Source organism: Rhizobium sp. C104 (assembly GCF_022354505.1).
In the GTDB taxonomy this organism is placed as follows: domain Bacteria; phylum Pseudomonadota; class Alphaproteobacteria; order Rhizobiales; family Rhizobiaceae; genus Rhizobium; species Rhizobium redzepovicii.
The window spans coordinates 865,265-879,071 of record NZ_CP092348.1 but is presented as its reverse complement, the minus strand read 5'-3'; the positions used below and the strand labels follow the sequence as shown (position 1 = coordinate 879,071).

Below are 13,807 nucleotides of genomic sequence, written 5' to 3'. Positions count from 1 at the left end.
ACCGATGTCTAAGGCGTGGCACCGAAGAAAGCCAGCCGGGTGAAGATCGTATAGTCCGCTTCCGATACCATCAGTGCCACGAAAACCAGCACCAGCACGGGCGGCAGCAGGATCGCGTAGACCAGCGCCAGCCGTTCCCAGGCCATGTGCATGAAGATGGCGACGATCAGCCCGGCCTTCAGCATCATGAACAGCAGGATCAGCGTCCACCGGAGATAGCCGTGGATCCCGAGATAATCGACCATATAGGAAAAGGCGCTGAGCACGAAGAGCAGGCCCCAGACGAAGAGATAGAGCCGGATCGGATGCTGCTGTCCGTGATCTTGCGCGTGCAGTGCTTGTGTATGCGGGCTTTGCCCGTGCGCCGTTGTCTCGCTCATAACGACCTCACCACAGATAAAAAAACGCGAAGATGAAAACCCATACCAGGTCGACGAAGTGCCAGTAGAGGCCCATGATCTCGACGGCCTCGTAGCGCCCTCTTCGGCTGGTGAAAAAGCCGCGCCGCTCCACGTCGAAATCGCCCCGCCAGACCTTGCGGGCGGTAATCAGCAGGAAGATGACGCCGATCGTCACGTGGGTGCCGTGAAAGCCGGTGATCATGAAGAAGGTCGAGCCGAACTGCGCTGCCCCCATGGATTCTCCCAGGGGCGCACGCCTTCGGTGATCAGCTTGGTCCATTCGAAGGCCTGCATGCTGACGAAGGTTGCCCCGAGAGCGGCCGTCAGCAGCATCAGTATCGCGGTCACGCGGCGTTCGCGGCGATAGCCGAAATTGACCGCCATCGCCATTGTGCCGCTGCTCGAGATCAGCACGAAGGTCATGATCGCGATCAGGATCAGCGGAACATCCTGCCCGCCGATATGCAGCGCGAAAACCTCGCTCGGATTGGGCCATGGAACCGGCGTCGACATGCGGGCGGTCATATAGGCGATCAGAAAACAGCCGAAGACGAAAGTGTCGCTGAGGAGAAAGATCCACATCATCGCCTTGCCCCAGGAGGCGGTCTTGAAGGCGCGCTGATCCGAGCTGAAATCGGCGGCGACACCGCGAAGGCCGGCCGGCCTGAGGTCTGCCCCGCCGTGTGTCTCGATAGTCTGTGCCATCTGCAAACCCCTTAGTTCAGTAGTGTGCGGCAGAGATCGACGAAGTCGTTCGCCCAGCCGGCAAAAAGCGCGAAAAGCAGCAGCCAGACGGCGAACATGAAATGCGAATAGATCGCGGAAAGATCGACGCTGAGGCGCAGCCTGTCCGGCGCGACCTCCGCTGAAAATGCCCTGACCGTGGTATGCGTGAGCACGGCGAGTCCGCCGAGAATATGCAGGCCATGCAGGCCGGTGAGCATATAGAAAAAGCTGTTGGCGGGATTGTCGGCCAGCACATAGCCGGCCGCCGTCAGCTCCCGCCATGCCTGAATCTGCCCGGCGAGGAAGAAGACGGCTAGCGCAAGTCCCGTCACCAGCGCTGGCCGCAGGCTTTCCATGCGGCCATGCTGCGCTTCTCGTTTTGCCCATTGCAGCGAAGCACTGCTGAGCGCAAGCGCCGCAGTATTCACCCATAGCAGGCGCGGAACCGGCATCCCCCACCAGTCGGCCGACGCAGCACGCATGAAATAGGCGCTGACGGCAAGGCTGAAGAGCGCGCCGACGACGCCGAGAAACACGAAGAGGCCGATTTTCACCGCCGGCACGGGCGGCCGCTCGGTGCCGTGTTGATCCGGCAACTGCACCGAGCCGGTTTCCAGCCAGGGCTTCGAGGTCAGCCGCTGCCCTGAAAGCCACCAGATGATGATGGCGGCGATGGCGGCGAGGAAAAGCAGGATGACGTTCATGCCGGAGCCTCGCGGGTAACGCCATCGCTTGCCGGCACATTTTGCGGAATGAAATCTTCGGCAGCCCCGGGTACGCTGTAGTCATAGGCCCAGCGATAGACGACGGGCAGGTCCCTGCCCCAGTTGCCGTGCGCCGGCGGCGTCTGCGGCGTCTGCCATTCGAGCGTCGTTGCCCGCCAAGGATTGCCGCCGGCCTCCCGGCCGCGGAAAAGGCTCCAGACGAGATTGAACAGGAAGACCATCTGGCCGGCGCCGACGACAAGCGCCATGACGGTGATGAAGATGTTCAGCGTATGGGCCGATGGCGGAACGAAGGCGGTCTCTCCCATCTCGAAGTAACGGCGCGGCACGCCGAGCAGGCCGAGATAATGCATCGGAAAGAAGATCGCATAAGTACCGAGGAAGGTGATCCAGAAGTGGATCTGGCCGAGCGTCTCGTCCAGCATGCGCCCGGTCACCTTCGGATACCAGTGATAGATCGCCCCGAAGATGACGAGGATCGGCGCCACCCCCATGACCATGTGGAAATGCGCGACAACGAACATCGTATCCGACAGCGGCACGTCGACGACGACATTGCCGAGGAAGAGGCCGGTCAGCCCGCCATTGACGAAGGTGACGATGAAGGCGAGCGCAAAGAGCATCGGCAGCGTCAGGTGGATGTCCCCGCGCCAGAGCGTCAACACCCAGTTGTAGACCTTGATCGCCGTCGGAATCGCGATGATCAGCGTCGTCGTGGCAAAGAAGAAGCCGAAGGCCGGGTGCATGCCGCTGACATACATGTGGTGCGCCCAGACGACGAAGCTTAAGCCCCCGATGATGACGATCGCCCAGACCATCATCCGGTAGCCGAAGATGTTCTTGCGCGCATGCGTGCTGATCAGATCCGAGACGATGCCGAAGGCAGGCAGCGCAACGATATAGACTTCGGGATGGCCGAAGAACCAGAATAGGTGCTGGAACAGGATCGGGCTGCCGCCGCCATGCTGCAATTGCGTGCCCATCTCGACGATGGCGGGCATGAAGAAGCTGGTGCCGAGCACGCGGTCGAAGAGCATCATGACGCAGGCGACGAAGAGCGCGGGAAAGGCAAGCAGTGCCATCACGGTGGCGGTGAAGATGCCCCAGACAGTAAGCGGCATCCGCATCAGGGTCATGCCGCGTGCCCGCCCCTGCAGCACCGTCACCACATAGTTCAGCCCGCCCATGGTGAAGCCGATGATGAAGACGATCAGCGAGGTGAGCATCAGCAGGATACCCCAGTCCTTGCCGCCCGGCGTGCCGGAAAGAACGGATTGCGGAGGATAAAGTGTCCAGCCGGCCCCCGTCGGACCGCCCGGGGCGAAGAAGCCGGCGGCGAGGATCAGCACCGCGAGCAGATAAATCCAGTAGCTCAGCATGTTCGCGTAAGGAAATACCATGTCGCGCGCACCGACCATCAGCGGGATGAGGTAATTGCCGAAGCCGCCGAGGAAAAGTGCCGTCAAGAGATAGATCACCATGATCATGCCATGCATGGTGATGAACTGGTAATAGTGATCGGCATCGATGAAGGCGAAATAGCCTGGAAAGGCGAGTTGAATCCGCATCAGCCAGGAGAGCACCAGCGCCACGAGGCCGATCGAGATCGCCGTGATCGAATATTGCACGGCGATGATCTTGGCATCCTGGCTGAACACATATTTGGTCCACCAGCTGTGCGGATGATAAAGCTCGACATCCTCGACTTCGGCGGAGGGGATGCTGCCGGATGGAATCTCGACCATGATCTCTCTTCCCTTCCCGCCGGTTCCCTGAACCGGCCTGCGACCGCGTCACCGCGTCAGTTTGCCGGCGGCGGCTCTCCCGATGACGCCGTAAGCTGGGTGAATGTCTGTTGCTGCCCGAGCCAGGTCTGGTAGTCCGCGTCGTTATCGACCACGACGGTGCCGCGCATTTGCGGATGGCCGACGCCGCAGAGTTCGGCGCAGAGGATCTCGAAAGTCCCTGTCCGCGTCGGCGTGAGCCAGAAATAGGTGATCATGCCGGGGATCATATCCATCTTGGCGCGGAATTCCGGCACATAGAAATCGTGGAGCACATCGACGGAGCGCAGCAGGATGTGTACCGGCTTGCCGATCGGCAGGTGCAGCTCGCCGCCCTCGATGATGATGTCGTCGAGGCCGCTTGCGTCGTTCTTGTCCAGCCCGAGCGGGTTCTCGGGGCTGACGTCGCGCGTCTCCGCCCGGCCAAGCTTTCCGTCCGCACCCGGCAGGCGGAAACTCCACAGCCACTGCTGGCTGACGACCTCGACCGATGCGGCATCGGCAGGCACCGTGATGAACTGGTTCCACACGATGAGGCCGGGCGCCAGCATCGCCGCGACACCGACCGCCGTTCCCGAGGCGAGCAGCACCTCCAGCCTGCGGTTTTCAGGCTCGTAATGCGCCTGGTTGCCCGGCTTGTGGCGAAAGCGGTAGACGCAATAGGCCATGAACAACACCACCGCCACGAAGACGATACCGGTGATCCAGAAGGTGATGACGAGGGTACTGTCGATATAGGTCCAGTTGGACGCGATCGGCGTCCACCACCATGGGCTCAGCACATGAAACAGCACGGAGCCGACGACAATCAGGACGAGGATCAGCACGACAGCCATTTCCGCTCCTCCTCGAGCAGGTTGACCCGTGAAACCGCATTCCGCAAAAAGTCCGTCTTTATTATCGCACAGATAGAAAATATCGGCAATTACGGCAATTTAGCCATGCGCCACCCCGGCCGCGGCCCGTCATTTGGGGTATTGCCCGTTACTGCGAATATTGCCCATCACTGCGAATACTGTTTGAGATAGGCGATGAGATCGGTGATCTCCTGGTCGTCCTTCACGCCGACAAAGGCCATCTTCGTGCCCTTCACCTTTGCCTTCGGATTATGGAGATAGTCACGCAGAACCGTCTCGTCCCAGACGAGGCCGCCTTCGCCGGCCGCCTTCATGGCGGCCGAATAGGCGAAATCGGGATGCGTCCCGGCCTTCCTGCCGAACAGCTTGTTCAGCGACGGACCGACCTTGTTGGTATCGGACTCGACGACATGACAGGTCGCGCATTTCTTGAAAACAGTGGCGCCGGCCGTCGCATCACCCTCCTGCGCCCCGGCATCACCGGGGAAAAGGGCAGTGACAGTTGCACCAATCAGCAGAACAACACGGTAATCCATGGCAAACCTCATCCTCCTCAAGGTCGCCGGCCACTCACACCCTCCATTATCTCTCGCGTGTGGGTGGTGGTTGTTATGGCTCGAAGCTTAATCCTTCGCGGATGCAAGTCAATCGCCTCACAGTTGGGTTCACCTGAACGCAGATGAGATCAGGTGAACCCGAGGCGGATAACGGCCACTACACCCCGATCGAAAGCGCCTCCTTCACCGCCAAATCGGCCATGGCAAGTGCTGCCTCGCGAGTCTTGGCGGCGGCGATGAAGCGGCCGTTGTGGCAGAAGCTCGCGCCCTCTATGCCGCAAACCGCCTCCAGCTCTCCATTGGCGAGACCGGCCCAGGCTGCCGGCAGATCCGCCCTGAGTTCGAAGCCCTCGTCGGCGCGGCGGATGCCGGTCACGCACCAATCCTTTTCGCGCGGATGGACGACGAACAGCAGCTGCTCGGCGCCTGCCTTGACGATGGCGGGACGGAACGGCATTCCCCTCGGCAACTCCAGAACTCGGCCCTGCCCCGCAGCCTCGATTGCCCGATGCACCATCGCCTCGGCCCGCAATTTTGCGGCACTCTGGGCGATCCTCGCCTCGACGAAACTGCGGGCAATGGCAAGCGCCGCGTGGAAGGCGCGATCGTCGGCCTCGGGTTCAGCTTCGTCGAAAACCGGTTTCAGCGTCTCCAGCAGCGCAGGCAGCGCCAAGCCCGCCAACGGCCCCGAGGGGCTGAGCGCGCCATTGTCGGTCAGATCGATCGGCAGCACGAAGCCCGCATCGAAAGTGCCATGCACCACCTCGACATGGGCTTCGGGAAGGCCGGAGGCTGCGAGATAATCACGGCCGTAATGCTTCCAGATCAAGCCGAACGAGCTGTAGGGCTGGCCATCGTTGCGCATCGGGGCGCCGCGTTGGTGGTGATCGAATATCCCGGCAGCAGGATCATAGGCGCCGCCGACATCGTAGATGATGCGGCCTTCGCCTGGCGTGATCCATTCCGGCGCCCGGCTGCGGACGATACGCGCCTGCGGGAAAAGCCGGGTCAGGATGACGCTCGACAGCAATTCATCGGCATGGAAGCCACCGGAATGGGTGACGAGGAAATCGGGGATCATGGGAGCTTTGCGCCTTGTCGTTCGCGGAGGGTCCGCTTGCGGTCCGGAACCAGATAGCCGTTGCCGGCGACGATCTCAACCCATGCTTGGCGCATTTCACTTCAGCGCCTTGCCGTTCGCCACCCATTCGTGCTCGTTGGGCTTGCGAGCGAGCGCCGCGGAGCCGAGAGCGAGTGAGCATCGATCTTGAAGATCGCCGTTGCAGCCCTTGCAAAACTGCTTATTCTCCCGCGTTGAAATGTTCCTTTGCGAAAGCGAAAGAGGCGGCGCTTGCAGATTCCTCTGCAGTTTCATGTTGCCGAGACCACGGGATGGCTCGTAAACCACCGGATGAAGTCCGCCCTTCCCGGCTATCTCATGATCAGTTCCAAGACCGACACGACTGACCTTTCGGATTTATCGGAAAAGGCGTTGGGCGAATTCGGCCCATTGCTTGCAAGAACGCAGAAGGCGCTGAAACAAGACCTGAATGCTCAGCGCGTCTATATCGGCCGATACGGGCACTCGCCCGGTTATCCGATCCATTTTCATGTCATTCCGATATATGACTGGGTGGAGGAGTTGTTCTGGAAGGACGGCCGGTATCGTCTGCTCGAGAACTTTGCAGAAGGACGCGGAGAAACCGCAGCGGACGGCGCGGAACTGACGCTGTTCGTCTGGCGCGAGTTCTGTGAACGCGCAGTGTCGCCACCGGTCAGAGGGCCGTCGGTCTCAGAGGTCATTGCGCTGTTGCGGGAGGTAATGCGGTTTCCGGCACCTTAGGTCTTTGCGCCTAAGGCAACGCCGGTCCCGCCTGGCTTGCAACGAGCGCACGGCCGGCTGCCGCGCCGGCGTGAAGGCAGACCAGGCCGATCGCGGCCAGAGAATTGATCAGCAGGACATTCGCCACCACAGACGCCGAAAACGCTTCCTCGCCTGACGGAAGCACCGCCGTCGCAGCAAAGAGCACGCCTTCATAGGCAACGAAGCCGGCCATGAAGGCGCCGGCCGCGGTGACGGTCAGGCCGGCCGCAAGGTGAAGCACGCCGAGCGCTGCGGCCAGGGATGCAAATGCGGCAAGACCGATCGCCAGACCCCACGCATAGCTGTCCCAAGTCTGGGGATAGCCGAGCACGAGATACCCGACCATCTGGTGGCGAGCCAGGCCAGCAGGACCGCCGTCAGCGCCATGCGCCGGGGAACAATGACCGCCGATACCGCCGCCAGGGCCACGAAGGGCGTGACGCAGGCAAAAATCAGGCTGAGAGCGACGCTCGCGCCTGAAATGATGGCGACCCAGGCGACAGCGAAGCCGGGGACGACGGGCCGCAGGGGAAACTGATTTCGTTCGAGCATCTCGAAACTCCGTTCGACCGGGCGCAGGCGCCCTCGGAAATCATACGCCAGTCCAGGAAAAAGGCCATTCCTCAATCCAGGACGTATTGGATGTGGTGCCGCCCATGCACTGCCGACTTCTGGACATGGGCGCGAACGCCGAAAACCCTGCCGATCATATCCTCGGTAAGCACCTCCTCCGGCGCGCCCGCGGCGACGACCTCACCCTTCTGAAGCACCGCCAGGCTGTCGCAGAACATTGCCGCCAGGTTGAGATCGTGCAGAGCGACGATGCAGGTGATGCCGAGCTTCGAGATCAGCCGGAGAATGTCGAGCTGGTGCTGGATATCGAGATGATTGGTCGGCTCGTCGAGCAGCAGCTCGCCCGGCGCCTGCGCCAGCGACCGCGCAATATGGACGCGCTGTCGCTCGCCTCCCGACAGCGTCTGCCAGAGCTGGCCCGCCCTCGCCTGCATGTCGACCCGCAACAGCGCCTCCTCGACCGCGGCATCATCCTCCGCGCCGAAGGGCGCAAGCATCCCGCGATGCGGCGTGCGGCCGAGCCGCACCACGTCGCGCACGGTCAGTTGCGTCTCGGTCGTCGATTGCTGCTCGACGAAGGCGATGCGCCGCGCAAGGGCGGCGCGCGACAGCGAAGCGATATCGTCGTCGCCCAGCCGGATGACGCCGCTGCGGACCTTGCGCAGCCGGCAGATCAGCCTCAGCAGGCTCGATTTGCCGGACCCGTTCGGCCCGAGCAGACCGAGCACCTTGCCCTTTGCCACCGTCAGGCTGACGCCGTTGACGATGACCGTGTCGCCTGCGGCGAAACTCACCGCGTCGATCGTAATGCTCATGCGCTCCTCCGCACGCGATAGAGGATGACGGCAAAGGCTGGCGCGCCGAAGAGCGCCGTAACAACGCCGATCGGCAGGACCTGCTGTGGGATGATGATGCGCGAGACGATATCGGCGCCGACCATGTAGATCGCGCCGCCGAGTGCTGTTGCCGGCAGCAGCCGCCGATGGCCCGGCCCGACGAGGAAGCGGGCGGCATGGGGAATGACCAGGCCGACGAAGCCGATCGAGCCGACCATGCTGACGACGCTTGCCGTCATCGCCGCTGTCAGGCCGAACAGCAGGATCTGGACGCGGCGCACCGCAATGCCGAGCGAGGCCGCCGCATCCGTACCGAAGGCGAAGGCATCGAGCGCCCTGACATGGGCCATGCAGATGACGAAACCTGTGAGCGCGATCGGCACCGAGAGATAGACATCCGGCCAGCGCACGCCGCTGAGCGAACCCAGAAGCCAGAACAGGATGCCCCGCGCCTGCTCGGCATTCGCCGATGTCGTCACGATGTAGGAGGTCAGCGCAGTGAAGAGCTGCGAACCGGCGACGCCGCACAGGATGATGCGTTCGCCGGTTCCTCCCGCACCCGTCGCCAGGAAGCCGACCAGCAGAAAGGCAATGACCGCGCCGATGAAGGCGCCGCTGGAAAGGCCAAGAACACCGTAGCCGAGGCCGAGGATCATCACGCAGACGGCTCCCGTCGAGGCGCCGGCGGAGATGCCGAGCACATAGGGTTCGGCCAGCGGATTGCGCAGCAGCGCCTGCAGCACGGCGCCGCAGAGCGAGAGCGACGCGCCGGCGCTGGCCGCAACCAGCGCCCGGCTCAGACGATAATCCCAGACGATGCCCTGGTGGATGCGGCTGAGTTCGAACTGCGTTCCGAACAGCCGGTTGGAGACGGCCTCCGCCGTTGTCGCCAGCGGGATCGCGATCTCGCCGATCGAAACGGCAAGGCTGATCATCAGTCCGAGAAGGAGAAGGGCTGAAATGGTGAGCGCGGCGAGCGCCCACCATCCTTGTTTCCTGACCGACGCTGCCTTCACTGCGAGAGGCCGAAGGATTTGATGCCGTTCGCCAAGGTCTCGATGCCGTCGATCGTGCGGATCGTTGGGTTCATCGATTGCGCGTCCATCATCACGAAGTGCCTGTTCCTGACGGCATCGAGTTCCTTGGTCACGGGGTCGTTCTCGAGAAAATCGATCTTGACCTTCGGATCGTCGGCGGCGTAGCGGCGCCGGTCCATGGTGGCGAGCACGATGACGGCCGGGTTCGCCTGGGCGATGGTTTCCCAGCCGACCAGCGGCCATTCCTCCTCGGTGGTGACGACATTCCTGGCGCCGATCGCCTTCAGTATATAGGCAGGCGCGCTGTTCTTGCCCGCAATGAAGGCGTCGCCGTTGACTTCCTTGCTGGAGAACCAGAAGACGATGGGCAGGCTCTTGCCCGATGCGGCTGATATCGAGGCGACGGCATCCGCCTCGCGCTTCTTCAGCTCGGAAATCAGCGCATCGCCGCGCTCCTTCACGTCGAAGATCTCTGAGAGTTCGGCGATTTCGCGATAGATCAGCGCCATCGTGAACAGCTCCTTGCGCACACCGTCGCCGCCATCGGTGTTGACCTTGGCGACGCAATCGGCCGGCGAAAGATAGGTATTGATCCCGAGATCCTGAAACTGCTCCCGCTTGCCGACGGAGCCCTGCGCGCCGACATGCCATTCGAACTCGGCCGCCACCAGGTCGGGCTCCTGTCCGACGACGGATTCGAAGCTCGGATCATTGTCGGCGAGACGCTTTATCCTGCTGTTCGCCGCGGCATATTGCGGCAGCACGGGACCGACCCAGACGGCCGTGCCGGCGATCTTGTCGGCAAGGCCGAGCGAGAAAAGAATTTCGGTCATTCCCTGGCCGATCGAAACGATCTTCGACGGCGCCTTCTGGAAAGTCACCTGCTCACCGCAATTGGTGATGGTCAAAGGATATTGGGTGGCAGCAAGGCTCGGTGCCGCAAGGCCGATCAGCCCGAAGGCAAATGTCATGGTGGCGAGAATCTGGCGCATGAAAAACCTCGATTGAAGGAAAAAGCACGGTTATGCCGCACGCGCGGCCGAAGGCACGCTGACGCGCGCGCTAGCCGCAGGAGGCCCAATCGAGACGGATGCATGCCGAAATTCGGCGAAGGTTCAGAAGGTCAATCATGTCTGTTCCTTATCCGGGCATCCCCGCCCGGTTGATTGGATCGTGATTGACGGCAGGTCTCCTGGCTTGCGGATATAAGTCGTTCATCCGCCTTCCCGCGATATATCGCAGTGGCAGGGCCATAAGCCCTTCAGAGATGGCCAGTCGCTGGCCACAGCTGAGATGATCGACAATCCGCTTACAGTTGCGGGGGCAGCCACGGTCTCGGTCCCTACTGGGTCGTCCTCACCGTGTTCCCTATTAATCCCCTTGGAGTCATCTTCAGGGAACCGTCACCGCCAGTTACGTCGCCCGCCCGCACGACGTCAATCATTATTGCGGAAGATTGGGTTTGGTGGGCGAAATATGGAGACGGAACGTCGGAGCGCTGTTGGCCGGTATGATGCCAGCATTCTCATCCCCAGGATGGAGTCTCTTAAGCATCCTACTATTCCCGCTGTCGTGGGCGCGGCATCCACCAACCTCCCTCATGCTGAGGTGCGCAGCCCGAACGGGCGAAGCCTCGAAGCACGCCGCAACGCTGCTCCCTGCGTTCCTACAACGCATCCAGCGGAATCTTCAGATACCGTCGCCCGTTCGCCTCCGGTTCGGGCAACCGCCCGCCGCGGATGTTGACCTGCAGCGCATGCAGCATCAGCTTCGGTTTCGGCAGCGTGCGGTCGCGCGCCTGGCGCAGCGCCACGAAGCCGGCTTCGTCGATGCCTGATATATGCGGATTGGCGCGCTTCTGGGCGGCTACCGTGCTTTCCCAGCGCGGGTGACGGCCGCCAGGCTGATAGTCGTGGCCGGAAAAGAGCCGGGTCTCCTCGGGCAGCGACAGGATCGCCTGGATCGAGTGCCAGAGAGCGCTGGCGCTGCCGCCGGGAAAATCCGTGCGCGCCGTGCCGGTATCCGGCGTGAACACGGTGTCGTGCACGAAGGCGGCGTCGCCGATCACATAGGTCACCGAGGCAAGAGTATGGCCGGGCGAGAACATCACGCGGGCTCTAAGCCCGCCGATCTCGAAAGTGTCGCCATCAGCAAACAGCCGGTCCCATTGCGAGCCGTCGGTTTCGAGTGCCGGCCAGTTGTAGATTTCCTTCCAGAGCACCTGCACGTCGGTGACATGGGCGCCGATCGCCGTCGGCGCGCCGGTCTTTCCTTTGAGATAGTGCGCGGCGGAGAAATGGTCGGCATGCGGATGCGTGTCGAGGATCCACTCGACCGTCAGCCCTTCGCTGTCGATATGCGCGAGGATGGCATCGGCATTGGCCGTTCCCGTCGCACCCGACATTTCGTCGAAATCGAGCACCGGGTCGATGATGGCGCAGCGTTTCGTTACCGGGTCTGAAACGACATATTGCACACTGCAAGTGCGGGGTTCGAAGAAAGCCTTCACGACAGCCGCCTGCCCTGCCCGCTTTTCCAGCCAGCGGCGCGCGCCGGCAAGATCGAAGCCGAGGTTTTGACCGAAGGCCTCGACGTCCCCGGGCTGCATCCGCCCGTCAAGCACCTCTCCGAGCGCATAGAGCGTCAACGCCCGGGTGCCGCTCTTGCAATGAGCGACGACCGGCCCGTTTGCTTGCATCATCGCCCTCTGGAAGGCGCGGATATCGGCCTCGGTAATCTCGGGCCCTTTCACCGGCACGAAGCTGTATGCGAGCCCCACGGCAGCGGCAGAAGCCTTTTCCGCCGCATCGCCCGGCTGCCCCGGCTCCTCGCCATCCGGCCGGGCATTGATGACGCCGGCAAAACCGTCCGCCGCAAAAGCAGCAAAACCGGCGGCATCGGGCTGCCCCGCCACCGATATCAGCTCATTGACCCTTACGGATGTCATCGAAGCCCCCGCGCTGCCTGCATCGGCAGTATCGCATGTATATCGGTACAATCTCACAAGTATATTGCCGAGCGCAAGAATAGTCGCTTGGCACTCCGTCGCGCCTGCGCAGGCCGGTGAATGTGGGCGCCAAGACACTCCCGATAGTCGCCCGGCCCGGCGCAGCCAGTCAAAACGACAGCGTTGCCGCGCCCTCTTTGATTTCGGCATGCATGGCGCTGGCGCCGACGATGACGATGCCGTCGAGCATGTCTTCCTGCGTATAACCGCGCGAGGTGACGCAGGGCGGGCAGGCCCAGATCGTGCCGCCGCGCTGCTGGAAATTCTCGATAAGCGTCGACAACGGATCGAGCGGCGGCACATGCGTCATCCGTTGGCCGCCCTTGCGCACAAGGTTCGCAGCCTGCGTCGTCACCCTCACGCCGCCGGCTCGTTGAGCATAGCCTCGATATTGTAACCGTCAGGATCGAGAACGAAGCAGGCATAGTAGTTGTCGGCATATTCCGGCCGCGGGCCGGGCGCACCATTGTCCCTTGCGCCGGCTTCAAGTGCTGCGCGATAAAATGCCTCGACCTCCGCCCTGCTTCGGACCCGGAAGGCAACGTGCAAACGGGTCAGAGGCGGCTTGTCGTCAGTGTGCTGGATTTCGAAGAGGCTGCCACCGACATCGAAAGCCCAGAAAACGCCTTCCTTCCCGAAGGTAGCCCAGAGGGTCGAAAGCGCGTTCATAAAATACCTTGCTCTTTTCAAGGTCACTGACCGCCATGGTGATATGATCGATCATGCCGTGCATCCTATCGTTCAAGCATCCCATGATAGTCGAATCCGCGGCGGAAAACACACAAAACCCACGCGATATCCAGCAATGCCGGCCGCCTCCGTTAGCTCCGACCGGGCGCTCGACATCGGCAACAATATCGGCCTAAAGTCCAGGCGCGATGGACTGGATAACGCTCGCAAATGCCTTACGGGATCAGCCTCAAATGTCTGAACGAGACCGCATCGCCGGTTTTCAAACTCTGGGATGAAGCGGCGGCATTCGAAGAGACGGCTTCGATGCGGACCTTGAATTATCCTCCCCATCTGACCCTCGCAGTTTATCAGGCGTTTGATGCAGATCGATTGGGCGAGGCGCTTGAAAGTGTTTTCCGCGCGCGCTCCACCGTCACCTTAGCCTTTTCGGGCATCGGCTATTTTCAGAACGAGTTCCTCGTTCTCTGGGCGCGCCCGATCCCAGACGACGCTCTTCTCCAACTGCACGCGGCTTTCCATCGAAAGATTGATCCTGCCTTCTGTCATGGGCACTATCGACCCGGCAATTGGGCGCCTCACTGCACCATTGCAGCGAAAGTGCCGGAGGCGAAATCAGCGGCCGCGATCAAATGGGCGAACGAAAATAGCATGCAGTTCTCGGTAAATTTCGATGCCGTCGATTGTGTCCGGTTTCCGCCTGTGGAGATATTGAGCGAGATCAGGTTGGCGCCGCGATGATGCTGCCGG

12 protein-coding genes, 4 pseudogenes and 1 riboswitch are annotated in these 13,807 nt (G+C 61.9%); of the genes and pseudogenes, 2 read left to right on the top strand and 14 right to left on the bottom strand.

Annotated features, from left to right (window positions below):
- Window positions 1-8: 8 nt before the first annotated feature.
- The 7 genes and pseudogenes from MF410_RS05455 to MF410_RS05425 form a co-directional block, all read right to left on the bottom strand.
- Entirely contained in the window at window positions 9-380 is a 372-nt protein-coding gene (locus MF410_RS05455) for a cytochrome C oxidase subunit IV family protein (protein WP_097625966.1), read from the bottom strand.
- A 7-nt stretch (window positions 381-387) separates the two neighbouring features.
- Window positions 388-1,106: pseudogene (locus MF410_RS05450) on the bottom strand (heme-copper oxidase subunit III family protein).
- Between the two features lie 11 nt (window positions 1,107-1,117).
- A complete protein-coding gene (locus MF410_RS05445; protein WP_097625968.1) occupies window positions 1,118-1,831 on the bottom strand; it encodes a cytochrome c oxidase subunit 3 in 714 nt (237 codons plus the stop codon).
- Entirely contained in the window at window positions 1,828-3,597 is a 1,770-nt protein-coding gene (gene ctaD, locus MF410_RS05440; protein ID WP_097625969.1) for a cytochrome c oxidase subunit I, read from the bottom strand. The genes MF410_RS05445 and ctaD overlap by 4 nt, the downstream gene beginning before the upstream one ends.
- Before the next feature lie 56 nt (window positions 3,598-3,653).
- Window positions 3,654-4,472: a cytochrome c oxidase subunit II gene (locus MF410_RS05435; protein ID WP_097625970.1), complete on the bottom strand. Its 819-nt coding sequence runs from the start codon at window positions 4,470-4,472 to the stop codon at window positions 3,654-3,656.
- Window positions 4,473-4,639: 167 nt separating this feature from the next.
- Window positions 4,640-5,029, bottom strand: coding sequence for a cytochrome c family protein (locus tag MF410_RS05430; RefSeq protein WP_097625971.1), 390 nt, complete (start codon window positions 5,027-5,029; stop codon window positions 4,640-4,642).
- Between the two features lie 178 nt (window positions 5,030-5,207).
- Window positions 5,208-6,131 (bottom strand): MYG1 family protein, encoded by a 924-nt coding sequence (locus MF410_RS05425; RefSeq protein ID WP_097625972.1) that lies wholly within the window; start codon window positions 6,129-6,131, stop codon window positions 5,208-5,210.
- Between the two features lie 270 nt (window positions 6,132-6,401).
- On the opposite strand from MF410_RS05425, the gene MF410_RS05420 reads away from it, so the two are divergent.
- Window positions 6,402-6,893, top strand: a complete 492-nt coding sequence (locus MF410_RS05420) for an HIT family protein (protein WP_097625973.1) — start codon at window positions 6,402-6,404, stop codon at window positions 6,891-6,893.
- 10 nt (window positions 6,894-6,903) lie between these two features.
- Here the strand turns inward: MF410_RS05420 and MF410_RS05415 are convergent.
- The 7 genes and pseudogenes from MF410_RS05415 to MF410_RS05385 all read right to left on the bottom strand — a co-directional run bounded on the left by MF410_RS05415 (window position 6,904) and on the right by MF410_RS05385 (window position 13,091).
- A pseudogene (locus tag MF410_RS05415) lies at window positions 6,904-7,466 on the bottom strand (hypothetical protein).
- Window positions 7,467-7,537: 71 nt separating this feature from the next.
- On the bottom strand, window positions 7,538-8,302 hold the full coding sequence (locus MF410_RS05410) for an ABC transporter ATP-binding protein (protein WP_097625975.1): 765 nt from the start codon (window positions 8,300-8,302) through the stop codon (window positions 7,538-7,540).
- Window positions 8,299-9,339, bottom strand: coding sequence for an iron ABC transporter permease (locus MF410_RS05405; protein WP_131711779.1), 1,041 nt, complete (start codon window positions 9,337-9,339; stop codon window positions 8,299-8,301). Before MF410_RS05405 ends, MF410_RS05410 begins: the two co-directional genes overlap by 4 nt.
- Window positions 9,336-10,352 carry an ABC transporter substrate-binding protein gene (locus MF410_RS05400; RefSeq protein ID WP_097625977.1) on the bottom strand — a complete coding sequence of 339 codons (1,017 nt, stop codon included), beginning with the start codon at window positions 10,350-10,352 and terminating at the stop codon, window positions 9,336-9,338. The genes MF410_RS05405 and MF410_RS05400 overlap by 4 nt, the downstream gene beginning before the upstream one ends.
- A 172-nt stretch (window positions 10,353-10,524) precedes the next feature.
- Window positions 10,525-10,780: riboswitch (cobalamin riboswitch) on the bottom strand.
- Between the two features lie 246 nt (window positions 10,781-11,026).
- On the bottom strand, window positions 11,027-12,307 hold the full coding sequence (blh, locus tag MF410_RS05395) for a bifunctional sulfur transferase/dioxygenase Blh (RefSeq protein WP_097625978.1): 1,281 nt from the start codon (window positions 12,305-12,307) through the stop codon (window positions 11,027-11,029).
- A gap of 169 nt (window positions 12,308-12,476) precedes the next feature.
- Window positions 12,477-12,704, bottom strand: a pseudogene (locus MF410_RS05390) (DsrE family protein); the annotation flags it as partial.
- Window positions 12,705-12,724: 20 nt separating this feature from the next.
- A pseudogene (locus MF410_RS05385) lies at window positions 12,725-13,091 on the bottom strand (VOC family protein).
- A gap of 176 nt (window positions 13,092-13,267) precedes the next feature.
- Between MF410_RS05385 and MF410_RS05380 the strand changes: the two are divergent.
- Window positions 13,268-13,798: a 2'-5' RNA ligase family protein gene (locus tag MF410_RS05380; protein ID WP_097625979.1), complete on the top strand. Its 531-nt coding sequence runs from the start codon at window positions 13,268-13,270 to the stop codon at window positions 13,796-13,798.
- The last annotated feature ends 9 nt before the right edge of the window (window positions 13,799-13,807 follow it).